Here is a 21682-nt window from a genome sequence, read left to right on the forward strand (position 1 = left end):
CCGGACATGCGCGGTATGGATACCTGAGAGATTGGCGGGGAGGCTTGCTCCTTCGGTGCCCGGTCACGTTCACCGGACTCTCCCGCACACGTCGTACGGCCATTGTTGAATTGGCTGTTCAGTTGGCCATCCCAGCATAGCGGTGCACAGCAACCCCGTAGGCTCGTCGATGTGGCGACAGGCATGACAGAGGACGGCGACGCGATCCGCGTGGCCGTCTCGACGGTGATCTTCTCGCTGCGCAGCTCAGCAGAGGGCGACCGTCTGATGCTGCCGCTCGTGCGGCGCACGCGAGCGCCGCATCTGGGCCAGTGGGCGCTGCCTGGCGGATGGCTGGACCCGGACGAGGACCTCGACACCGCCGCATCCCGCACCCTCGCCGAGACCACGGCGCTCACGCCGAGCTATCTCGAGCAGCTGTACACCTTCGGCGACGTGGATCGGGCGCCGACCCGCGCCATCGCGATCGTCTACTGGGCGCTGCTGCGCTCGGATCTGGTCGACGCGCAGCGTGCGGCCGCCGGCGCGCCGGAGAACGTCGAGTGGTTCGACGTCGACGCGATCCCGCGACTCGCCTTCGACCACAACCGCATCGCGGAGTACGCCCTGTGGCGGCTGCGCAACAAGGTCGGCTACAGCCGGATCGCGGCGGGCCTGCTGCCGGATGAATTCACGCTGACCGAGCTGCGCGAGGTGTACGAGGCGGTCCTCGGTCAGCGCCTGGACCCATCGAACTTCCGTCGCCTGCTGGAGGGATCGGACGAGCTCGTGCCGACGGAGTCCTTCCGCACCGGGAAGCACCGACCGGCCCGGCTGTACCGCTATCTCGCCGACGCGTGACGGCCCTCCCGTGACTGCGATTGCAGTTATGGTCAGATCGACATAATCTGTTCCTGCACAGTAAGTGTCGAAGTGACCAGAAGGCGGCGTCCGATGTCCACCCTGACCGACCCGTCCGTCGACCACGCCATCCAGGCGATCATCGCCGGCAGCTCCACGGACTCCACCTGCACCACCGATCTCGCGGCGGGGCCGTGGGACTTCGACATCCGGCCGGGCTACGGTCCCGGCTCGTCGATGGGAGACGTGATCCCCACCGGTGCGCCGCGTCAGGGCGAGCTCCCCGCCGAGTACCGCGAGGCCGATGAGGCCGAGCTGCACGACCGCATCCGCGCCGCGAAGGCGACGCTCGGCGACCGCGTCGTCGTGCTCGGGCATTTCTACCAGCGGGAAGAGGTCGTGCGTCACGCCGACTACGTGGGCGACTCGTTCCAGCTCGCGAACGCCGCGCTCGAGCATCCCGATGCCGAGGCGATCGTCTTCTGCGGCGTGCACTTCATGGCCGAGACCGCCGATCTGCTCTCCAAGCCCGGGCAGTCGGTGATCCTGCCGAACCTCGCCGCGGGCTGCTCGATGGCCGACATGGCCGACATCGATCAGGTCGAGGACTGCTGGGAACAGCTCGCCGACGTCCTCGGGCCGCTCGACGAGCCGGATGCCGACGGGCGCGTGCCGGTGATCCCGGTCACCTACATGAACTCCTCCGCCGCCATCAAGGGCTTCGTCGGCCGGCACGGCGGCATCGTCTGCACCTCGTCGAACGCGGCCACGGTGCTGGAGTGGGCATTCGAGCGCGGACGCCGCGTGCTGTTCTTCCCCGACCAGCACCTCGGCCGCAACACCGCCAAGGCCATGGGCGTGCCGCTGGATCGGATGCCGATGTGGAACCCGCGGCGCCCGCTGGGCGGTTCCAGCGCCGCAGAGCTCGCCGCGTCGCAGGTCATCCTCTGGCACGGATTCTGCTCGGTGCACCGCCGATTCAGCGTCGACCAGATCGATCAGGCCCGCGCGGAGCACCCGGGTGTGCGCGTGATCGTGCACCCGGAATGCCCGATGGAGGTCGTCGACGCCGCAGACGAGGCAGGATCGACGGATCACATCCGCCGCGCCATCGCCGCGGCCACCGAGCCCACGACCTTCGCGATCGGCACGGAGATCAACCTGGTGCGGCGCCTTGCCGCACAACATCCTCAGCACGAGATCTTCTGCCTCGACCCCGTGGTCTGCCCGTGCTCGACCATGTACCGCATCCATCCCGGCTACCTCGCCTGGGTGCTGGAGGAGCTCGTGGCCGGCCGGGTGCCGAATCGGATCCAGGTGTCCGACGACGTCGCAGCTCCGGCCAGGGTGGCGCTGGAGCGGATGCTGGCGGCGAAGCCCCGATGAAGGTCCTCGTCGTCGGAGCCGGCATCGCGGGTCTCACCACCGCGCTGCGCGCCGAGGCGCTGGGTCACGACGTCGAGCTGATCGTCAAGGGCGCCATCGGCGACGGCTGCACTCCGCTCGCGCAAGGCGGCATCTCCGGGGCGTACGGCCCTGGCGACTCCCCTGCGCTGCACGCGCTCGACACGATGCACGCGGGCTCCGGCCACGGCGCCCCGCCGGCGATCGGCGCTCTCGTCGACGGGGCCGAGTCGGCGATCGCGGACCTGATCGCCGCGGGCGTGCCCTTCGATCGCACGCACGACGGTGACATCGCGCGAGGGCTCGAGGCGGCGCATCGCCTGCCGCGGATCGCGCATGCCGGCGGGGATGCCACGGGCGCCGCCATCTCGGCCGCGCTGATCGCCCGCGTGCGCGAGTCGAGGATCGAGGTGCGCGAACACGTCTTCGCGACGGACCTGCTGCTCGACAGCGGGCGCGCACGGGGCATCCGATCACTCGACGCCGGCACTCATGCGGCGGATGCGGTCGTGCTCGCCACGGGAGGGGCGGGGCGGCTGTTCGCGCACACGACGAATCCGCCCGAGGTGACCGGCGACGGCATCGCGATGGCGCTGCGCGCCGGAGCCGCAGTCGCCGACCTGGAGTTCGTGCAGTTCCATCCCACTGTCCTCGACAGCGCAGACCTCGCCGACGCCGATGCCGACGCCGATGCGTTCCTCATCTCGGAGGCCGTCCGGGGCGCCGGAGCGGTGCTGGTGGATGCCGACGGTCACCGGTTCATGCTCGACGAGCACCCGGATGCCGAACTCGCGCCCCGCGACGTCGTGGCGCGGGCGGTGGCGCGCGTCGCCGCCGCGCACGGTGCTCCTGTGCGTCTGGACGCCACGGCGCTGGGCCCGTCCGCACTGGCGCAGCGCTTCCCGACGATCGACGCGCAGCTGCGTCGGCGCGGGCTCGACTGGTCGCGGCATCCGGTTCCCATCACGCCCGCCGCGCACTATCTGATGGGCGGCATCGCGACCGATCTCGACGGTCGCACGTCGCTGCCGGGCCTGTGGGCGGTCGGCGAGACCGCGCGCACCGGAGTCCACGGTGCGAACCGTCTGGCATCCAATTCCCTGCTCGAGGGTGCCGTCTTCGGCGCGCGCGCCGCCGAATCCCTCTCCGCCGCCTCGTGGCAGGTGTCCAGGTCGCACTCGTTGCCGCTATCCGGCGCCGATAGCGGCAACGGTTGCGACCTGAACGTCACGACGCCCTTCACCCGCTCCGAGCTGCAGCAGCTGATGTGGGAACAGGTCGGGCTGCTGCGCGATCCCGACGGACTCTCGGATGCTGTCGCGCAGCTGCACCGGTGGCGCCCGCCAACCGGATCGACCGTCGCGGCGCACGAGGATGCGAATCTGCTGACTCTTGCGCGTGCCGTGGCATCCGCCGCCCTCGCCCGCACGGAATCGCTCGGCTCGCACCACCTCACTTCCACCCGGCACCCCTCTCCTGCCCTGATCGGAGCGTCATGATCACCCCGGCCACCCTCGAGCGCACCGTGCGCGCAGCCCTTGAGGAGGATGCGCCCTGGGGCGACATCACGAGCATCGCGCTGCTGCCTGAGGACGCCACCGCCACCGCCGATCTCGTCGCCCGTGAGGACGGTGTGCTCAGCGGCGGGGACGTGTTCTCCGCCGCATTCGCGCTCACCGATCCGGCGGTGCGCGTGGATCTGCACTTCGCCGACGGTGACCGGTTCACCGCGGGTGACGTGCTCGCTTCGGTCACGGGATCCGCGCGCAGTCTGCTCACGGCCGAGCGGGTCGCGCTGAACTTCACGCAGCGGATGAGCGGCATCGCAACGCTCACCGCGCAATACGTGGATGCCGTCTCCGGCACCGGCGTGCGCATCGCCGACACCCGCAAGACGACGCCGGGGCTGCGCGAGTTCGAGCGGCACGCGGTCGTCTCGGGCGGCGGCAGCAACCACCGCCGTTCGCTGTCGGATGCTGTGATGGCCAAGGACAACCACCTCGCGGTGCTGCGTTCCAGCGGGCAGGACCTCGCGACCGCGCTGCGGTCGGCCCTGGGCTCGCTGCCCCACACCACGCACGTGGTGGTGGAGGTCGACCGGATCGATCAGATCGCCGCAGTGCTCGACGGCGGTGCCGACACCGTGCTGCTCGACAACTTCTCACTCGATGACCTGCGCACCGGTGTCGCGCTGCTGGCCGGACGTGCGGTGGCCGAGGCCTCCGGCGGAGTGAATCTCGAAACGGTGCGGGCGATCGCCGAGACCGGGGTGCAGGTGATATCGGTCGGTGCGCTGACGCACTCCGCGCGCGCCCTCGATCTCGGACTCGACCTGCGAATCGGCTGACGTGCTGTATCTCGACCACGCCGCGACCTCGCCGGTGCGCCCGGAGGTGCTGGAGGCGATGCGCCCCTACCTGACCGGCGTGTTCGGCAACCCGTCGAGTCATCACAGGGTCGGTGAGGCGGCCGCGGAGGCGCTGGAGTGGGCGCGGGGCCGGGTCGCCGCCGCGCTCGGGATGCGCGCGAACGACGTGATCTTCACCTCGGGCGGCACCGAGTCGAACAACCTCGCCGTGAAGGGCATCGTGCTGGCGGCGCTGCCACACGCATCGGGCGCCGAGGGTCCGGCGCGCCGCTCGATCGTCACCACGCCGATCGAGCACGAGTCGCTCCTGGAGTCGGCCGCGTACCTGCACCGCTTCCACGACGTGAGCGTGACGATCCTGCCGGTGGACGCCCACGGCCGAGCATCGCCGAAGGACCTGGCCGAAGCGCTGGAATCGAAGGATGCCGCGCTCGTCACCTTCGGCCACGCCAACAATGAGGTCGGCACGGTGCAGGACGCCGAGTCGCTCATCGCCGTAGCGCAGGAGCGCGGCGTGCCCGTGCACGTGGACGCCGTGCAGTCGGCGGGCTGGCTGCCGTTGGACGCTCTCGGGGCCGATGCCATCTCGATCGCCGGACACAAGCTCGGCACACCCAAGGGCATCGGCGCGCTCGGGGTGCGCTCCAGGGTTCCGCTGGAGCCGCTGCTGCACGGCGGCGGCCAGGAGCGCGGCCGGCGCAGCGGCACCGAGAACGTCGCAGGTGCGGTGGGTCTGGCCACTGCGCTCGACCTCGTGGCTGTCGAGCGCGCTCAGCACGCCGGGGCCGTAGCCGCGCAGACCAGCGAGTTCATCGCGGCGGTGCGGGAGGCTGTGCCTCAGGCATCCCTCACCGGCTCGGCGGATCACCGCCTGCCGAACCTGGCGAGCTTCACGTTCGCCGGCACCAGCGGCGAGGCGGTGCTGCTCGAACTGGAGCGCCGCGGGGTGATCTCGTCCAGCGGATCGGCGTGCGCCGCCGGGAGTGACGAGCCCTCGCCCGTACTGCTCGCGCTGGGCATCCCCGCCACCACCGCGCAGACATCCGTGCGCTTCACGTTCGCTCGCACGCCGCTGCCCGCAGGATCGGCCACGCACCTGGCATCCCTGGTCGCCGCCGCTGTCGCGGCCGTCGTCTCGCCGTAGCTGCGCAGAATCTCCGCCGACTCACGCTGTCTGCGCGGCGTCCCACCAATCGAGCACCCGCGTGCCGATGAGAGTCAGCCACTTGGACGGCTCGCCCTGTGGTGCGTCGATGTTAACCCAGACGGCCCCGCCGGGCAGGTCGCCCTGCAGCCAGGTGCCGTCAGGCTGCCGGGCGGCGCGCACGGCCTCGATCGCCTCGCCCATTCGCGGGTCGGGTGCGGTCCCCTCGAGCAGGGTGACCTGCCGGAAGTGGTCGAGCGCGGCGAGCGCGCTGTACTGCCACCTGTTCGGGGCGATGAAATCGGTCACGAAGGGACCCACGATCTCACCTGTCGACAGCCTCCGCATCAGGCCCCGGCTGAGCAGGTACTCCTCGCCGGAATGCCGCACTTCGCGCAGGGACTCGTCTCCGGTCAGCCGCTCGTACGACAGCATCTCGACCACCGCGTTGAGGGTGGAATGGAACGACGAGCGCGCCGAGTCGCCCTCCTCCGCCTCGCAGTTCCAGCCACCGTCGGCCAGGCGATGCTCGGGGAACCACGTGAGGAGCCGAGAGACATCGGCACCGAGCCAGCTTCCCGTGGCGAGTGTGAACGCGTTGATGCACACGTCGACCTCTCCGTCCCAGTACGGCAGGTCCTCGTACTCCCATCGGGAGTTCGCGGCGATCTTCTCCGCTGTGCCGGCGAGCATCGTGGCGTCCAGGCCGAGTTCTCGCAGGTCCTTCAGCGCCCAGGTCGTGGCAATCCAGGGCTGATCCTCCGGATCTCGCGCGCTGGCGCCCTCGCCGTCGAAGTCCCACGAAGGGAAGTACGCGCCGCCGGCCCACTGCCCGTCGGCGTCCTGCCGGGCGAGAATCGCAGCGCCGAATCCTTCGCTCGCGACCTTCGCCCGGGTCGCGCGCCAATGCTCCTCCGGCAGCCCGAGCAGATCGCGCTCGACCTGCCACCGCAGCGCCGGATCCGAATCCAGCAGCCAGTCCACTCTGTCTTCCGTCAGCGAGACCATTGGTTGAGGGTACGCCGGCCCGCCGACATCGGGAACCCCGCGGCTCTTCGGAAATCCTGCGCCATCGCGCGCTGAGGAGCGCCGTAGGCTCATGCCCGCGCCGTAGACTCATGCTCGTGCCCGGCTCCGATCCTCTGGTGACCCTGATCGTTCCCGGGCGCGATATCGCGGCATTCGCCCCGGCCGCGATCGCGTCGCTGCGCGGACAGAGCGAACAGCGCTGGCGGGCCCTGCTGATCGACGACGGGTCGGTCGATGACACCGGTGCCGTGTTCGCCGCGGCTGCCGCAGCGGACGACCGGTTCGAGGTCATCCATCACAATGAGGCGCGCGGTCTGGGAGCTGCCCGCAACGTGGGACTGGAGCGCGTCGGCACCCTGTTCGTCGGCTTCCTGGATGCGGACGACGAACTCACCCGGCACGCCCTCGCCACCTGGCTGCGCGCACTCGACGAGTCCGGCAGCGACTTCGTCGCCGCCGCCTATGTGCGCACGCGGCTTGTCGATGGCGCCTACCGCCACGGCCGCGTGCAGCCGTGGGTGTCGGATGCCACGTCCCCGCGCCGCCTCGGAGTGACGCTGGCCGATCATCCGGCGGCTTCGGCGAACATCGTGGCCTGGTCCAAGCTCAGCCGCACCGAGTTCTGGGACGAGCGGCGCTTCCCCGAGAACGTCGCCTACGAAGACCAGGTCGTCGCACAGCGTATGTACACCGAGGCTCGGGCGTTCGACGTCATCCCGGACGTGGCCGTGCACTGGCGGGTGCGGGCCGATGGCACGTCGATCACGCAGAGCAGGGCGCAGCTGCCCGTGCTGCACGACTATCTCGCAGCTCTGCTGGGTGGCATCGACGTGCTTGCCGCCGCTGGGGCGTCCGAGGCCGTCCGTGCCCGCATCGGCCTGATCCTGGCCATGGATATCCCGCCGCTGCAGCTCATCGCGGCGCAGCATCCCGATCCGGCGTACCGGGCGGCTCTGGCATCCTTCGAGGATGCCCTCGGGGCTCTGCCGGAGTTCGCGACCGCCCACCCCGACCGCACATTCGCCGACGCCCTCCGCTGGTGATCCGAAAGGCCGACCCATGAATATCGACTCGCTCTTTTCCCTGCGCGGACTGACCGCGGTCGTCACCGGCGGGTCCTCCGGCATCGGGAGGGCCATCGCGCTCGCGCTTGGCGCGGCGGGGGCATCCGTCGTCATCCTCGCGCGCGACGCGACGCGCATCGAGAGGGTCGTCGCCGAGATCGGTGCGGCCGGCGGCCGCGCGGCCGGCGTCGTGGGCGATCTCAGCACGCGCGACGGCATTCGCGAGGTCGGGGATGCCGCGGCCGAGCCGTTCGGCGAGCCCGACATCCTGGTGAACTCCGCCGGCATCAACCTGCGTCCGCCGTTCGATGAGATCGACATGGACGTCTGGGATGCCACCATGTCGGTGAACCTCGAGGCGCCGTTCCTGCTGAGCCGGCGCTTCGCACCCGCCATGCTCGAGCGCGGCTTCGGCCGCCTGATCCACATCTCCTCGCAGCAGGCGCACCGCGCCTTCGTGACCAGCGGCGTGTACGGCGTCTCGAAGGGTGGGCTGGAATCGCTGACCAGGTCGCAGGCCGAGGCCTGGTCGGCACGCGGAGTCACCGCGAACACACTGGTTCCCGGCTTCGTGCTGACGCCGCTGAACGCCCGTCTGCAGGACGACACCGAGAAGGTGCGTGAGCTTGCCGAGCGCACCATGGTCGGCCGCAACGGTCTGCCGGAGGACTTCGGCGGCATCGCGGTGTTCCTCGCCGGGCGCTCATCCGGCTACGTCACCGGGCAGTCGCTGTTCGTCGACGGCGGCCTGTCCGTGCACTGACGGGATAGTCTTCCGTCCGACGCGATCCCGCCGTCAGGAGGGCCGATCCTGGATCACCCGCGAGGCCTCGAGCTGCTGGGCCGCCAGCGTCGCGTACAGCCCGCGCTTCGCGAGCAGTTCGCTGTGCGTGCCGGACTCGACGATCCGCCCGGCTTCGACGACATGGATCATGTCGGCAGCGATCACGGTCGAGAGCCGGTGCGCGATGGACAGCGTGGTGCGTCCCTGCGCCGCGGCATCCAGCGCCTCCTGCACCACGCGCTCCGACACCGTGTCCAGGGCCGACGTCGCCTCATCCAGCAGCAGCACCGGCGGATCCTTCAGCAGCACCCGCGCGATCGCGATCCGCTGCTTCTCCCCTCCCGAGAGGCGGTACCCCCGCTCGCCGACGATCGTGTCGTATCCGGCGTCGAAGCTCGCGATGACGTGATGGATGTTGGCCGCGCGGCACGCGCGCTCGAGCTGCTCGTCCGTGGCGTCCGGCTTCGCATAGCGGAGGTTCTCCCGGATGCTGGCGTGGAACAGGTACGTCTCCTGCGAGACGATCCCGATCTGGTCGATGATCGTCGCCTGCGTCAGCGTGCGCACGTCCGCACCGGAGAAGCGCACCGTGCCCGCCGCGGCTTCATACAGTCGCGGGGCGAGGTACAGGATGGTCGTCTTGCCGGCACCAGAGGGTCCGACGAAGGCGACGTGCATGCCGGGGTCGGCGACGAACGAGACGCCGTCGAGGGTCGGGCGGGTCTCGGGTCCCGCATCCGGGTAGCGGAAGACGACCTCGTCGAACTCGATGCGACCGCGCGGACCCGGCGCGTCGACGGCATCGATCGCGTCAGGGGCGTCACCGATCTGCGGGACCATGTCGAGGTATTCGAAGATGCGAGCGAACAGCGCCGCCGACGTCTGCAGATCAAGCGCGACGCGCATCAGCCCCATCAGCGGCATCAGCAACCGCGCCTGCACGGTCGTGAAGGCGACGATCGCGCCCGCGGTGATGTCCGGGGCCCCGCCGGTGAGGAAGAACCCGGCGACCAGGTAGATGACCGCGGGCACACTCGACATCAGCACCTGGACGACGGCGAAGAAGCCCTGGCCGCTCATCGCGCGCTTGACCTGCAGCCGCACCTGGTTGCGGTTCTCGTTCTGGTACCGCACCGACTCGGTTCGCTGGCGGTTGAACGACTTCGACAGCAGGATGCCGGAGACGCTCAGCGTCTCCTGCGTGATGCTGGTCAGCTCCGAGAGCGATTCCTGCGTCTCGGCGGCGATCCGCGCCCGGACCTGGCCGACCCTGCGCTGGATGAGCACCAGGATCGGCATCATGATCACCGCGATGATCGTCAGGCGCCAGTCGATGAGGATCATCGCGACCAGCGAGGCGATGACGGTGACGGTGTTGCCGAGGATGCTGGTGACGGTGTTCGTGAGCACGCCGGACACTCCGCCGACGTCGTTCTGCAGCCGCGACTGGATAACCCCGGTCTTGGTGCGGGTGAAGAATCCGAGCTCCATTGCCTGCAGGTGCTCGAACAGCCGCACCCGCAGATCGCCCGTGACGTGATTGCCGACAGTCGAGGTCAGCCAGGTCTGGGCGACGCCCAGTGCCGCCGACATCAGGAACAGCCCGATCATGACGCTGACCAGGATGATCAGCAGCCGGATGTGCGGACCACTGCCTTCCAGCGGGAAGAGCGCGTCGTCGAAGACGCGCTGCACGAGCAGCGGGGGGATGACGGCCAGACCCGCGCCGACGATGACCAGCAGCGCCGTGATCAGCAGCCGCCCGCGATACGGCGTGAAGAGCGTGACCACTCGGCGTCCGAGACCCGCCACCTTCGGCGCGCTGGCGTTCAGGCGACGCTGCGCCTGCTCGTCGACCCCGCGGAATCCGCCGCCGCGCCCGCCACCCATACTCATTCCCTCAGGCTAATGGGCCGCTCGCGGCGCGAAGGCGCGCCGTCCGGAAAAACCTCGCTCCGGGGGAATGCGATCGGAACGGCACAGGTTACGGTAGACGGCTGATCATTCGCATCCGACTCTCGGACTCGCGCCAATCCCGCCATCGACTCCTGAGGAGACCCATGTCTGCCGTCCACACCGGGTCCATCCCCACGGCCGCGAACTCCGCCACGATCCCGCGCAAGGACATGGCGGTCATCTGGGTGCTGCTGACGGCTGCGTTCGTCGCGATCCTCAACGAGACGACGATGGGCATGGCGATCCCGCACCTGATCGCCGATCTGCACATCACCCCGATCGCCGCGCAGTGGGTGACGAGCGCGTTCATGCTGACCATGGCGGTCGTGATCCCGACCACCGGTTTCCTGCTGCGCCGCTTCACGACGCGTCAGATGTTCCTCGCCGCGCTGACCCTGTTCTCGGCGGGAACGCTGCTGGCGATCTTCGCCATCGGCTTCCCGATGCTGCTCGGCGCGCGCATCGTGCAGGCGTCGGGGACCGCGATCATGATGCCGCTGCTCATGACGACCGTGATGAACCTCGTGCCGCCCGCATCCCGCGGGCGCATCATGGGCCGGGTCAGCGTCGTGATGTCGCTGGCTCCTGCGATCGGCCCCACGATGTCGGGCTTCCTGCTGGATCACTTCGGCTGGCGCGCGATCTTCGTGGTCGTGCTGCCGATCGCCCTGGTCGCGATCTTCATCGGATGGCGCTGGCTGACCAACGTCGGCGAGACCATGAATGCCCCGATCGATGTGCTCTCGATCGTGCTCTCCGCGTTCGGCTTCGGCGGCCTCGTCTACGGCCTGAGCCAGATCGGCGGGCTCTCCAACGGCGCGAACCCCGCTCCCCTGGTGATCGCCCTGGTCGTCGGCGTCGTTGGTCTCGCGCTGTTCCTGTGGCGCCAGATCGTGCTGCAGAAGAAGGATGATGCGCTGCTGGATCTTCGCATCTTCCTGTCGAAGGACTTCTCGCTCGCGATGGCGCAGATGTTCCTGCTGTCACTGGCGTTCTTCGGCAGCATCACCGTCATTCCCCTCTTTCTGCAGGACGCCCTCGAGATGGATGCGACGTCTGCGGGCCTGATCGTGCTTCCCGGCGCCCTGGCGATGGGTCTTCTCGGTCCGGTGATCGGGCGGATCTACGACAGCCGCGGCACGCGCATCCTGCTGATCCCCGGATCGATCCTCGCCTCGGCGATGCTGTGGCTCTTCACGGCTCTCGACACGGGCAGCTCGGTGTGGCTGGTGCTGATCGCGCAGACGCTGCTCTCGATCGGGCTCGCGCTGTCGTTCACGCCGCTGTTCACCGCGGCGCTGGCGTCGCTGAAGCCGAAGTTCTACTCCTACGGCAGCGCCGTGATCGGCACGATCCAGCAGGTCTCAGGCGCCGCCGGCATCGCGGTCATGATGACCGTGTTCACCGCGATCGTCGATTCTGGCGGCGGCACCGAGGTTCCGGCAGCGGTCGCAGCGGGAACCCGTGCGGCCGTGACCGTCGGCGCGGTCATCGCGACCGTGACGATCGTCGGTGCGTTCCTCATCCGCAAGCCGGAGGATGAGGGCGACGAGGCCCCGGCGCACGCCGGGCACTGACGCGGAGGTCAGTCCCGCTTCGACTGCACGGGGTCGGCGTGGTGGTTCGTCGGCACGGTGCACACGCCGTCGGCGCACACACCCATGGCTGTGTCGTCGCCCAGCAGCGACAGGCCGGGGAATTCGGCGAGCGCGGCTTCGCCTTGAACCTTCTGCGCGTCACTCATACCTCGATGGTACGCGCCTCAGTGGGCGGTGGCTCCGCGCTCGACTTCCCCTCGGAACTGCGGCGGGTGTACCGTGCGGTTCCATGACCAGCACTGCAGGCGATGCGAAGTCCGACGGCCGCGACGAGACCGCCGACGAGCGCGCGGACCGGAACTGGGAGGAGCTGATGCAGGAGCTGCGGGTGATGCAGACCGGCACGCAGATCCTCACCGGCTTCCTGCTGGCGGTCGCGTTCCAGCCGCTGTTCACCGATCTCACCACAGAGCAGCGGATGCTGTACATCACGCTCGTGCTCCTGGCGGCGACCGCCACCGTGCTGGCGCTCACGCCCGTGGGGATGCACCGCCTGCTGTTCGCGAGAGGTCGCAAGCCGGTTCTGGTTCGGGTCGCCAATCGGATCGTCAAGGCGAACCTCATCGTCATCGCCGCGCTCACGGTCGGTGTGACCGTGCTGATCATTGACTTCACGTTCAGCCGTGCGTTCGCGCTCATCGCCGGCGGGGTCGGCGTCGTCGCCATCGTCGTGCTGTGGATCATGCTGCCGATCGGTCTACGCGCTTCCGAGCACCGGGAGACGACGATCCGGTGATCATCGAGACGAGTCGGCTTCGACTGCGCGAGCTGACCGCAGACGATCTGCCGGCGCTGAAGCGCATTCTCCGGGACCCCGAGGTCATGGTCGCGTATGAAGGCCCCCTCGACGATGAGGAGACGCAGGACTGGCTGTCACGTCAGCAGATGCGCTATCGCGACGACGGCTTCGGTCTGTGGGCGGTGGAGGCTCTCGCCGACGGCGAGGTTATCGGCCAGTGCGGCCTCACTCGCCAGAGCGGCTCGGGCGAAGACGTGATCGAGGTCGGCTACCTGTTCCGGAAGGATGCGTGGGGGCGCGGGTACGCGACCGAGGCGGCGGCGCGGTGCGTGCAGCATGCGTTCGACACCATGCAGGCGGATTCCGTGCACGCGCAGATCCGCGACACGAATCTCGCATCGATGAACGTGGCGATCAGGCTGGGGATGACGGTGCGTGGCCGGTTCGTGAAGCACTACCGCGGCGTCGTCATGCCGCATCTCGACTTCTCGATCGGCCGCGAGGCCTGGGAGGTCCGCAAGCACGAGGTGGGAAACCCCTCAGAGTCGACGCGCTGGGGTTGAACGAGCAGAGCAGGTGCGGAATCGTGGCCGGGGCATCGCGCCGTACGGCGTGGTGTCCGCTACCGGAAGGAGAGCGCGATGCTCACCCTGACCGAGAACGCCAACACGATCGCGGCGACCATCGTCGCCCAGCAGAGCACGACGCCGGATGCCGGTCTGCGCATCCATTCGTCGGGCACCGAGGCCGAACCGCGATTCGCGGTGACGGTCGTCCCGACACCCGAACCCGGCGATGCGATCGCCGGTGACGACGCGATTCACGTCTTCCTTGAGAAGTCCGCGGCCGAAGCCCTCGACGACAAGGTGCTCGATGCCGCCGTCGACGATCAGGGCGCGGTGTCGTTCACCCTGCTGCCGCAGCCGGCCTGAGCGTCGAGTTTCGAGAGCCGTCGTCCCTCCTCGGGGCGGCGGCTCTTCTGCGTCCGTATGCCGGCCGGCGCATGCATCGTCACCTAGCGTTGAGGAATGCTTCGACGCCTTCTCGCGCGCGTGTACTGGGCGTTCAGCCGCTGGACCCTCAAGACCGAGCCCGCCCCCGCCCGCCCTACTGTGCTGATCGGCGCACCGCACACCTCGAACTGGGATTTCGTGCTGATGCTGGCGATCGCATGGCGGCTGGGCATGAACTTCCACTGGCTGGGCAAGAAGAGCCTGTTCGCCGGTTGGACGGGCCCGCTCATGCGCATGCTCGGGGGCATCCCGGTCGACCGCGACGACCCGAGCCGCGTCGTCGACGACGTCGTCGATCGAGCGCGCGCCGGCGCGGTGTTCGGCCTCGTCGTCACTCCCGACGGCACGCGTCGCGGACACACGCACTGGAAGTCCGGCTTCTACCGCATCGCCCGTGAGACCGGGATGCCCGTGACTCTCGGCTACGTCGATCGCACCACGATGACGACCGGTCTCGGCCCGACGTTCGAGCTGACCGGAGATGTGGTCGCCGACATGGACCGCATCCGAGCGTTCTATGCCGACAAGGCCGGCCTCCGGCCCGAGCATCGCGTCGAGCCCCGCCTGCGCGAAGAAGGCACGACCGCTTCCTGAGCTGCTCGGCCTGGCCAGCCGTCACACGTTCGTGCGCACCGGCTCGTGCTGCGACCGCAGCGTGTCCCACACCACGCGGGATGCCCGATGCAGCATCGCGACGAACACGAGTGCCCAGACGATGACCGCCACCACCAGCGCCACCTGCCCGACCAGACCGGCGGCCGGCAGTTCGTCGGCGGCGCCGAGTGAGATGGATGCCGCGGCGAACATGCCGATCGGGAACACCATCGACCACAGCGTGGCCACGTAGCGCAGCGGCACCCGGTGCAGCAGGTGCCGCCAGACGCCGGCACCGATCAGCAGTGGGATCAGCCACACGCAGAACACCCAGAAGATCACCACGGTGGCGGCGATCAGCGGGCGTACCGCGTCGACCATCGGCGAGTGTCCCATCTCGACGATTCCCGCTCCGGCGACCACGGCGATCGCCAGGGCGCCCATGGCCACCCAGTACGCCGGGTCGAACTGCTGCGGGGTGACGCCGAAGTGCACGACGCGCAGCAGCACGAGCATCGCCATCGCCGCGTACAGGATCACCCCGACCGACCAGGCGAGCACGGCCAGCATCCCGACCCAAGGCGCCGCGGCCGCGTCGACGTACGGACGCAGCTGCGTCATGCCGATGGCCAGCGACTGACTGGCGACCGCCCAGATGAACCAGGTGCCGTTGGCGCGGGCGAGGATCGGCTTGCCGTCTCGTGTCATCAGCACCTGCCATGGCAGCAGGTATCCGAACACGAACCAGAGTGCACCGGCGAGCAGGAACAGCGGCGTGGCGACGGCGATCATTCCCTCCTTCGCCAGCCGCACGCCGAGCACATCGGTGGCGGCGACGATGGTGAAGAACGCGAAGGCGAGCTCGGGGTCGCGCAGGTCCGCGACGACGTGCTGACGAAACTCGATCGCCCGCCAGATGTAGAGCGCCCAGAGCATGATGTAGAGCACGACCGCGATCCACATCAGGATCAGCGACAGTGATCGGATGCCGACGTCGTGCAGTCCGATCGAGACGATGCCCGTGCCCATGACCGCGGCGAAATACCCCGGCGGCAGGTGGGCGACCGCATGGCGGATCGGGCTCATGTCGAGATCATAGAAGAATCGGACGTCGCCGACAGGTCAGTCCCAGTCGAGGTACTCCTCGATCACGACGGCGGTCTCGATCGGATGCGTGGCCGGGAAGTAGTGGTCCGCGCCCGGGATGCGGGTGATGCTGGCGCGCTCGGGGGCGGTCGCCTGCAGCGCCTCGGCGGGCGCCGCCGGCGTGACATCGTCGTTCTCGGCCTGGATGATCAGCACCGGGATGCCCGGGGCGAGCGGGATCTGCTCGTCTTCGACGCCGAGCATGAGCAGGCCGTTGACGCGGTCGGTGTGCTCGGCCGCGAACACGCGGGCGATGGTGCTGCCGTGACCGTGGCCGCCGACCCACGTGTCGGCGATGTCGAGGTGGTCGAGCACGGCGACAGCATCCGTTGCACGCTCCTGCACGCTCACGCCGTCGGCTGCGGCCCGCGTGCCGACGCGCACGACGCGGAAGCCGGCCTCTTCGGCGAGGTAGTGCGAGATCACGCCGAGACCGTCGGCTTCGAGGTCGCGGTTCGTGACGAGCACGAGCGTGACCGGCCCCTCCCCCTCGTCCACGAACGGGACGGCTCGTCCTTCGGGTTCGAAGATCGTCTTCTGGGTCACGGTCGGATGCTCTTTCCTGTGGAGTGCGCGGCGCGTGTGCTGCCTTCAACACCGTATGCAACGACGCCGCCCGCCGACAAGTTCATCCCGCCGTCGGAATGTCGTCGAATCCACGACGCAGGTATCTCGGGGCCTGCACGCGCCAGGCCTCGGTGACCAGCTCGGCGAGATGATCGTCATCGATCGCGGCCATGCGGAACGCCACCTTCGGCTCGCTCCAGCGCGTCGTCTCGCGCAGGAACACGTCCGGGCTCATCTGCACGAGCGCACGGGCTTCCAGCGGCTCGGCGACCTTGACTCCGACGACCAGCTCTGACGCGATGATCTCGCGCATGTCTGCCGGGATGCTCGGCCACGGGTGGCATTCCCAGGCATACAGCTTGTTCCGCACGAACCACGCGGCACCGCCGGTCATCGCACGCTCCTCGCTGCCGGGGAGAGCGGCGGCGATGCGGCGGAGGTCAGCGAGTGTGGCCATGACGAGAGAGTACGGCGTGCCGCCGACATAAGGCGCGCGGATGCGGCGGGTCGGATGCTGATCGGGCGGTGCCGGCGTGCGAAGGTTGAACGATGCGATCAGAGAACGCGGATGCCGGGGATGAGACCGCGAAGAGCGACTGGGCTCGCCTGTGCGAACTGCTCGACGACGATCCGATGCTTCAGCCTGATGTCGAGCGCGCCGCCGCCGATTCGAACGACGATGCCGATCCGTGGATGGCGCTCATCGACGGTCTCGACGATGCCGGCGCCCTCGCCTACCTCGACCCGGACGATTCCGGGGTCGAGCTGGCTGACGCGCTGACGGAGATCCCGCGGGTCTTCCGGGCGGGTGTCGATCTCGATCGGGTCGGCGATGTGGAGGGCGATCTGATCACGGCGATCGTCGTCGCCGACGGCATCCTGGCGGCGCACGATCTGAGAATCGTCCATCTCGAGGAGGACGACGACGCCTATCCGCTCGTCGTCGTGCCGCGCGCGAACGGCCCGGAGGCGATCGCACTTGCTTCGCGCTTGGGCCACTCGGCTCGCGCGTTCTCATGACCGCGGCCTTGTCCTCACCGCAGCCCTGTCCTCACCGCAGCCCTGTCCTCACCGCGGCCCTGTCCTGACCGCAGTCTTGGCGACGCGCGGTGAATCGACTCAGCTGCAGAAGGGTTCGAGTGAGTCCTTCAGCTGCTCTATCGCCTCGATCGCCTCAGGCACGTCGGGCGCCGAGGTCTCGGCCAGTCGCTGAGCGCTGGAGCGGATGAGATCGCCGGCCGGGCCGTCGAGATCGTCGGCGGCACCGTCGAGCGTGCTCACCAGACCGTCGCGCGCCTCTGCGATCTGCTCGGCGCTGGCGTCACCCTGATCCAGCATCCCCTGGTACTGGCTGTACGCGCCGTCCACCGAGCTGCAGACCTGCTCGACGTCGACGCCGGTCGCTTCTCCGGCAAGCTGCGCCACCTGCGAGCATCCGGCGAGGAGTCCGATGGCGAGCAGGGGAAGAACGGCGAATCGGCGCATTCTGCCAGGCTAACGGAGCTGGCAGGATGATCCTTGTGAACGCAGGTCTGCACGCATGGGAAGCCTCTATCGCGGACCTCTGGAAGCGATTCGACTCGCTCGATCGCGACCGCGGCGTCGCGGCGATGCGTGAACTGGCTGCGACATGCCCGGCGTCTGACGGCCGCGCGGCGTTCGAGCTCGCCGGCATGTACGACTCGATGGGGTTCGAGGCGGAAGCCGGCGCGGAGTATGAACGTGCGCTCGAACTCGGACTCGATGAGGCACGCCATGCGCAGCTCGCCGTGCAGTACGGGTCGACCCTGCGCAACCTCGGTCGACTCGATGAGGCCATCGCCGTACTGCAGGCCGCTCCGGTCCACGAGTCGACGGGCTCCGCACCGCGTGTCGTGCTGGCTCTCGCTCTGCACAGCGCGGGGCGCAAGGATGAGGCGCTGCGCGTCGCCATCGAGGCGCAGATCGACGCGCTCCCCCGTTACCAGCGCTCGATGCGCAACTACGCCGCCGCACTCACCGACGCATCCCTGTAACTGCGGACCGAGGCGAGACCGATTCCGCGCGACGTCGGTGCGACCCGAACCGTCTCACTGCATGAGCAGCGCCGCCACAGTGGCGCCGAGTTCCCTCGCCGAAGCGCGGTGCCCATGGTGGACATCGCCGAGCACTTCGACAGGTGCGGCACCAGGCCGCCAGCCCAGCGCGCGCACGATCCCCTCCACCGACCGCACCGCCCCGGTGGTGTCGTATCTGCCATGGACGATCAGACCGTAAGGACGACGCCTGGCAGCTCGCCCGGCTTCGCCGGGCGCGCCGTCCTCCTGCAGCGCCCCGCCGATCTTGAGGAATGTGCTGTCGAAGACGTGCTTGAGCGCTCCGCTCATGTAGCCGAAATTCGCGGGCGTGACGAAGAGGAAGCCATCCGCCTGGACGATGGCTGTCTCGTCCTCGTCGCCACTCGCCCAGGCGAGTGCGGGAACCGAGCGCGTCTCCACCCCCTCGATGGCGGGATCATTCGCTCCGTCGACGGCAGCATCGCGCAGATCGCGAACGCTGCGGGTCGGAGCGTGGTGGATCACCAGAAGTCGCTTCATCACCCCAGCGTGCCACGACCGCTCTTCTAACCCTGGAACGTCGGATGCATGCGGCGTAGCATCCGGGATGAGCCTCGGACCACCGCCGCTCAGCGAGGAGCAACCATGGCGCAGTACATCATCTATTTCAACCAGCAGTGGGTCGGAGACCACCCCGAGGAGTGGTTCGCGTCACGCGGACCGCTGGCCAACGCCGTGGTCGATGAGATCAAAGCGGCGGGCGCGTATGTCTGCGCCGGAGGCGTGGATGAAGACATCGACAGCGCCTTCAGCGCAGACGCCACGAGCGGCGCCCTCGTGACAGGAACCGGATCTGTGGCCCCCGGTGAGCAGTACATCGGCGGCCTCACCATCGTGGACGTCGCCGACGAAGAAGAAGCCAAGATGTGGGCGGGAAAGATCGCTGAGGCGTGCGGCTGGCCGCAGCAGATGCGTCGGCTTTTCTGACCGCTGCACCGAATGCCCGGTCAGACCTCCGCGTACACCCCGAGCCGATTCCCGCTGGGGTCGGTGAACTCGAATCGTCGTCCACCGGGGAACGGATAGGGGCCGGCCACGATGGTTCCGCCTGCGCTCGTCACGGCGGTCACCGTGGCATCGAGGTCATCCGAGTTGATGGAGTGATGGGTGGAAGAAGACACGTCGACACCTCCGGCGGTGATTGTGGCCCCGAGCGTAACGCAGTGCACCTACATTGCAGGGCACGTACATTCGACGGTCGCTGGACGAGATGCAGGAGCAGGTCAGGGACGCGACGGGGCGAACGTCGTGTGGCCGGTTCCCGAGCCGGGCGCCACGATCGCATCGATCCTCGCCAGTTCCTCGGGCGTAGGCTCCCACGCCACGGCGCGGGCGTTGGCTGCGACCTGTTCAGGGCGCGTCGCTCCGGCGATGACCGTGTCGACGGCGGGTTGGGCACGCAGACCGCCCAATGCCAAGTCGAGCATCGAGCGTCCGCTCTCTTTCGCAAGCGCACGGAAGCCCTCGATGATGTCCCAGCGCGCCCCCTCGAAGCGCGCCGTCTCCTTCGCCAGCCGCGAGCCCGCGGGCGGCTCGTCCGCTTCCGCGTACTTGCCGGTGAGCAGCCCGTAGGCCAGCGGGAAGTAGGGCAGCAGGCTCATGCCGAAATGCTCGAGTGCCGGAACCAGCTCGACTTCGGCGCTGCGGTTGTAGAGCGAGTACTCGTTCTGGGCGGAGATGAACGACGCGCTTCCTGTGGCGGATGCCATGTGCACAGCATCCGCCACCTCCCAGGCCGACAGGTTCGAGCATCCGATGTACCGCACCTTTCCTGAGCGCACGAGGTCGCTCAGGGCATCCAGCGTCTCGTCGATCGGCGTGATGCGATCGGGCGTGTGGAGCTGGTACAGATCGATGTGGTCCGTCCCCAGGCGACGCAGCGAACCCTCCACGGCGCGCACGATGTAGCCGCGGCTGGCGCGGTTCTCACGGGCACCGGCGTAGGTCTCCCCCATGTCCATGCCGAACTTCGTCGCGATGACCGCCTCGTCGCGGGGGGCGCCCAGCGCCCGCCCGAGCATGATCTCCGACTCGCCCGTGCCGTAGACATCCGCAGTGTCGAAGAACGTCACGCCCGCATCGAATGCGGCGTCGATGACGGCGGTCGTCTGATTCTGGTCGATGCGACGGCCGAAGGCGTTGCATCCGATCCCGAGCGCGGAGACGACCAGGCCACTGGAACCGAGAGACGTGTACTTCACCATCTCAAGCTATCGCGGCGTGCACCGTGCGGCACACTTGACACATGGAGGATCTGCGCGTGCCCGCCGGCCCGGGCGCGCCTCTGGGCCTGCGTGTGCCGGCTGCAGAGCTGATCGAGCAGTTCTCCCGCGCATCCGGCCCAGGCGGTCAGGGAGTGAACACGACGGACTCCCGCGTGCAGCTGAGCATCGATCTCGGCAGCACAACAGCGCTGGACGACGTGCAGCGCATGCGCATCATCCGTCGACTCGATGCGCGCCTGGTCGGGACGGTGCTCACGATCACCGCCGCCGAGCACCGCTCGCAGCGGCAGAACCGCATGGCCGCGCGGCAGCGGCTCGCCGAGATTCTCCGAGAAGCCGTCGCACCGGCCGTCTCGCGAAGACCCACCGGTCCCACCAGGGGGTCACGACGACGGCGCCTCGAAGACAAGCGGCGCCGTGCAGAGACCAAGGCCGGGCGAAAGCGGCCCGGCTCGTCCGAGCAATAGGCTGTGCGGATGCCCTCTCGAGACGAACGCGCTGTCGGCGAAGACCTCAGCGTCACAGAGACTGCATTCCATCGACTACATGCCGTTCGAAGGCGACCATGTGCGCCTTCCCGGTCGCGACGAATTCACGATCGAGCCGATCGGCCGAGACTGACCGCGCGTCGGAATCAGGTGAGCACGGATCGAACGATCTCGGATATCCGCTTCTCGGTGGCCTCATCCACGGTTTCGAAATACCATGCAGCCGGCATCAGCGCGCCGTCGGCACCGCCTGCGGGCGCGAACTCGGCCTTCTCTGTGATGGCGAGGTTCAGACGTTCGTCGTTCCGCAGCGTGACCAGCGCCGGCGCGCTGCCTGACACGGCATAGGCGGGCATCCCGTACCAGATGCGCGGTTTCAGAGCAGGTGCGGCCGCCATGATGATGTCGTGCACCCGCTGCACGACCGACCGACGGGGGTCGTCCATCCCTGAGATCTTGTCGAGCACCTGGGCAAGGTTCTTGTCGTCCTTCGAAGTCATGTCATGTCCTCTCGTGGCCGATGCGGCGCATCAGCGATATGAAGTCGGCGCAATCATGCGCCGCACCCCAACCCGGACATGTCCTGAGCTGTTCAGGTCTCTCCGCGAAGATTCACATGGTCGACAT

The 21682-nt window shown here is 68.6% G+C and carries 27 protein-coding genes and 1 riboswitch; of the genes, 16 read left to right on the plus strand and 11 right to left on the minus strand.

Annotation, left to right across the window (positions count from 1 at the left end):
• Position 1: 1 nt before the first annotated feature.
• A riboswitch (glycine riboswitch) is annotated at positions 2-95 on the minus strand.
• A gap of 88 nt (positions 96-183) precedes the next feature.
• The 5 genes from ACQUSX_RS04900 (at position 184) to ACQUSX_RS04920 (ending at position 5756) form a co-directional block, all read left to right on the plus strand.
• Positions 184-840 (plus strand): NUDIX hydrolase, encoded by a 657-nt coding sequence (locus ACQUSX_RS04900; protein ID WP_428907591.1) that lies wholly within the window; start codon positions 184-186, stop codon positions 838-840.
• 93 nt (positions 841-933) lie between these two features.
• Entirely contained in the window at positions 934-2226 is a 1293-nt protein-coding gene (gene nadA, locus ACQUSX_RS04905) for a quinolinate synthase NadA (RefSeq protein ID WP_428905838.1), read from the plus strand.
• On the plus strand, positions 2223-3743 hold the full coding sequence (gene nadB, locus ACQUSX_RS04910) for an L-aspartate oxidase (RefSeq protein WP_428905839.1): 1521 nt from the start codon (positions 2223-2225) through the stop codon (positions 3741-3743). The genes nadA and nadB overlap by 4 nt, the downstream gene beginning before the upstream one ends.
• Entirely contained in the window at positions 3740-4591 is an 852-nt protein-coding gene (gene nadC, locus ACQUSX_RS04915; protein ID WP_428905840.1) for a carboxylating nicotinate-nucleotide diphosphorylase, read from the plus strand. Before nadB ends, nadC begins: the two co-directional genes overlap by 4 nt.
• 1 nt (position 4592) lies before the next feature.
• Positions 4593-5756: a cysteine desulfurase family protein gene (locus tag ACQUSX_RS04920; protein ID WP_428905841.1), complete on the plus strand. Its 1164-nt coding sequence runs from the start codon at positions 4593-4595 to the stop codon at positions 5754-5756.
• Between the two features lie 21 nt (positions 5757-5777).
• On the opposite strand, the gene ACQUSX_RS04925 is transcribed toward ACQUSX_RS04920, so the two are convergent.
• Positions 5778-6764 (minus strand): squalene cyclase, encoded by a 987-nt coding sequence (locus ACQUSX_RS04925; protein ID WP_428905842.1) that lies wholly within the window; start codon positions 6762-6764, stop codon positions 5778-5780.
• Positions 6765-6880: 116 nt separating this feature from the next.
• Between ACQUSX_RS04925 and ACQUSX_RS04930 the strand changes: the two genes are divergently transcribed.
• Together ACQUSX_RS04930 and ACQUSX_RS04935 are read left to right on the plus strand one after the other, a co-directional pair.
• Positions 6881-7828, plus strand: a complete 948-nt coding sequence (locus ACQUSX_RS04930) for a glycosyltransferase family 2 protein (protein ID WP_428905843.1) — start codon at positions 6881-6883, stop codon at positions 7826-7828.
• Positions 7829-7844: 16 nt separating this feature from the next.
• A complete protein-coding gene (locus ACQUSX_RS04935; protein ID WP_428905844.1) occupies positions 7845-8612 on the plus strand; it encodes an SDR family NAD(P)-dependent oxidoreductase in 768 nt (255 codons plus the stop codon).
• Between the two features lie 33 nt (positions 8613-8645).
• On the opposite strand, the gene ACQUSX_RS04940 is transcribed toward ACQUSX_RS04935, so the two are convergent.
• On the minus strand, positions 8646-10529 hold the full coding sequence (locus ACQUSX_RS04940) for an ABC transporter ATP-binding protein (protein WP_428905845.1): 1884 nt from the start codon (positions 10527-10529) through the stop codon (positions 8646-8648).
• A gap of 164 nt (positions 10530-10693) precedes the next feature.
• On the opposite strand from ACQUSX_RS04940, the gene ACQUSX_RS04945 reads away from it, so the two are divergent.
• Complete coding sequence (locus tag ACQUSX_RS04945; protein ID WP_428905846.1) at positions 10694-12166, plus strand: DHA2 family efflux MFS transporter permease subunit; 1473 nt, start codon at positions 10694-10696, stop codon at positions 12164-12166.
• An 8-nt stretch (positions 12167-12174) separates the two neighbouring features.
• Here the strand turns inward: ACQUSX_RS04945 and ACQUSX_RS04950 are convergent, their stop codons facing one another.
• The gene (locus ACQUSX_RS04950) at positions 12175-12333 is read right to left on the minus strand and encodes a hypothetical protein (protein ID WP_428905847.1); all 159 of its coding nucleotides are present in this window, start codon (positions 12331-12333) and stop codon (positions 12175-12177) included.
• A gap of 83 nt (positions 12334-12416) precedes the next feature.
• Here ACQUSX_RS04950 and ACQUSX_RS04955 point away from each other — a divergent pair, with 83 nt between their 5' ends.
• The 4 genes from ACQUSX_RS04955 (at position 12417) to ACQUSX_RS04970 (ending at position 14533) form a co-directional block, all read left to right on the plus strand.
• Positions 12417-12923, plus strand: coding sequence for a DUF6328 family protein (locus ACQUSX_RS04955; RefSeq protein WP_428905848.1), 507 nt, complete (start codon positions 12417-12419; stop codon positions 12921-12923).
• Positions 12863-13489: a GNAT family N-acetyltransferase gene (locus tag ACQUSX_RS04960; RefSeq protein WP_428929949.1), complete on the plus strand. Its 627-nt coding sequence runs from the start codon at positions 12863-12865 to the stop codon at positions 13487-13489. The genes ACQUSX_RS04955 and ACQUSX_RS04960 overlap by 61 nt, the downstream gene beginning before the upstream one ends.
• A 78-nt stretch (positions 13490-13567) precedes the next feature.
• Complete coding sequence (locus ACQUSX_RS04965) at positions 13568-13858, plus strand: Fe-S cluster assembly protein HesB (RefSeq protein ID WP_428905850.1); 291 nt, start codon at positions 13568-13570, stop codon at positions 13856-13858.
• Positions 13859-13954: 96 nt separating this feature from the next.
• On the plus strand, positions 13955-14533 hold the full coding sequence (locus ACQUSX_RS04970; protein ID WP_428905851.1) for a 1-acyl-sn-glycerol-3-phosphate acyltransferase: 579 nt from the start codon (positions 13955-13957) through the stop codon (positions 14531-14533).
• 21 nt (positions 14534-14554) lie between these two features.
• Here the strand turns inward: ACQUSX_RS04970 and ACQUSX_RS04975 are convergent, their stop codons facing one another.
• The 3 genes from ACQUSX_RS04975 to ACQUSX_RS04985 form a co-directional block, all read right to left on the minus strand.
• Positions 14555-15619, minus strand: a complete 1065-nt coding sequence (locus tag ACQUSX_RS04975) for a tellurite resistance/C4-dicarboxylate transporter family protein (protein ID WP_428905852.1) — start codon at positions 15617-15619, stop codon at positions 14555-14557.
• A gap of 36 nt (positions 15620-15655) precedes the next feature.
• A complete protein-coding gene (locus ACQUSX_RS04980) occupies positions 15656-16225 on the minus strand; it encodes an alpha/beta fold hydrolase (RefSeq protein WP_428905853.1) in 570 nt (189 codons plus the stop codon).
• Between the two features lie 82 nt (positions 16226-16307).
• On the minus strand, positions 16308-16703 hold the full coding sequence (locus ACQUSX_RS04985; protein ID WP_428905854.1) for an MmcQ/YjbR family DNA-binding protein: 396 nt from the start codon (positions 16701-16703) through the stop codon (positions 16308-16310).
• 92 nt (positions 16704-16795) lie between these two features.
• On the opposite strand from ACQUSX_RS04985, the gene ACQUSX_RS04990 reads away from it, so the two are divergent.
• Positions 16796-17266 carry a DUF6630 family protein gene (locus ACQUSX_RS04990; RefSeq protein ID WP_428905855.1) on the plus strand — a complete coding sequence of 157 codons (471 nt, stop codon included), beginning with the start codon at positions 16796-16798 and terminating at the stop codon, positions 17264-17266.
• Positions 17267-17365: 99 nt separating this feature from the next.
• Here ACQUSX_RS04990 and ACQUSX_RS04995 read toward each other — a convergent pair whose 3' ends face one another.
• Complete coding sequence (locus ACQUSX_RS04995) at positions 17366-17731, minus strand: hypothetical protein (protein WP_428905856.1); 366 nt, start codon at positions 17729-17731, stop codon at positions 17366-17368.
• 26 nt (positions 17732-17757) lie between these two features.
• Here ACQUSX_RS04995 and ACQUSX_RS05000 point away from each other — a divergent pair, with 26 nt between their 5' ends.
• A complete protein-coding gene (locus tag ACQUSX_RS05000; protein ID WP_428905857.1) occupies positions 17758-18261 on the plus strand; it encodes a tetratricopeptide repeat protein in 504 nt (167 codons plus the stop codon).
• A gap of 54 nt (positions 18262-18315) precedes the next feature.
• Here the strand turns inward: ACQUSX_RS05000 and ACQUSX_RS05005 are convergent, their stop codons facing one another.
• Entirely contained in the window at positions 18316-18822 is a 507-nt protein-coding gene (locus tag ACQUSX_RS05005; RefSeq protein ID WP_428905858.1) for a flavodoxin family protein, read from the minus strand.
• A 105-nt stretch (positions 18823-18927) separates the two neighbouring features.
• On the opposite strand from ACQUSX_RS05005, the gene ACQUSX_RS05010 reads away from it, so the two are divergent.
• On the plus strand, positions 18928-19269 hold the full coding sequence (locus ACQUSX_RS05010) for a YciI family protein (protein ID WP_428905859.1): 342 nt from the start codon (positions 18928-18930) through the stop codon (positions 19267-19269).
• Positions 19270-19289: 20 nt separating this feature from the next.
• Here ACQUSX_RS05010 and ACQUSX_RS05015 read toward each other — a convergent pair whose 3' ends face one another.
• Both ACQUSX_RS05015 and ACQUSX_RS05020 read right to left on the minus strand, forming a co-directional pair.
• On the minus strand, positions 19290-19463 hold the full coding sequence (locus ACQUSX_RS05015; protein ID WP_428905860.1) for a VOC family protein: 174 nt from the start codon (positions 19461-19463) through the stop codon (positions 19290-19292).
• A 102-nt stretch (positions 19464-19565) separates the two neighbouring features.
• The gene (locus ACQUSX_RS05020; protein WP_428929950.1) at positions 19566-20543 is read right to left on the minus strand and encodes an aldo/keto reductase; all 978 of its coding nucleotides are present in this window, start codon (positions 20541-20543) and stop codon (positions 19566-19568) included.
• A 44-nt stretch (positions 20544-20587) separates the two neighbouring features.
• Between ACQUSX_RS05020 and arfB the strand changes: the two genes are divergently transcribed.
• The gene (arfB, locus tag ACQUSX_RS05025; RefSeq protein WP_428905862.1) at positions 20588-21034 is read left to right on the plus strand and encodes an alternative ribosome rescue aminoacyl-tRNA hydrolase ArfB; all 447 of its coding nucleotides are present in this window, start codon (positions 20588-20590) and stop codon (positions 21032-21034) included.
• A 167-nt stretch (positions 21035-21201) separates the two neighbouring features.
• Here arfB and ACQUSX_RS05030 read toward each other — a convergent pair whose 3' ends face one another.
• The gene (locus ACQUSX_RS05030; protein ID WP_428905863.1) at positions 21202-21555 is read right to left on the minus strand and encodes a DUF1801 domain-containing protein; all 354 of its coding nucleotides are present in this window, start codon (positions 21553-21555) and stop codon (positions 21202-21204) included.
• Positions 21556-21682 lie beyond the last annotated feature (127 nt).

Origin of the sequence: Microbacterium alcoholitolerans, from assembly GCF_050408615.1 — a bacterium.
GTDB lineage: Bacteria > Actinomycetota > Actinomycetes > Actinomycetales > Microbacteriaceae > Microbacterium.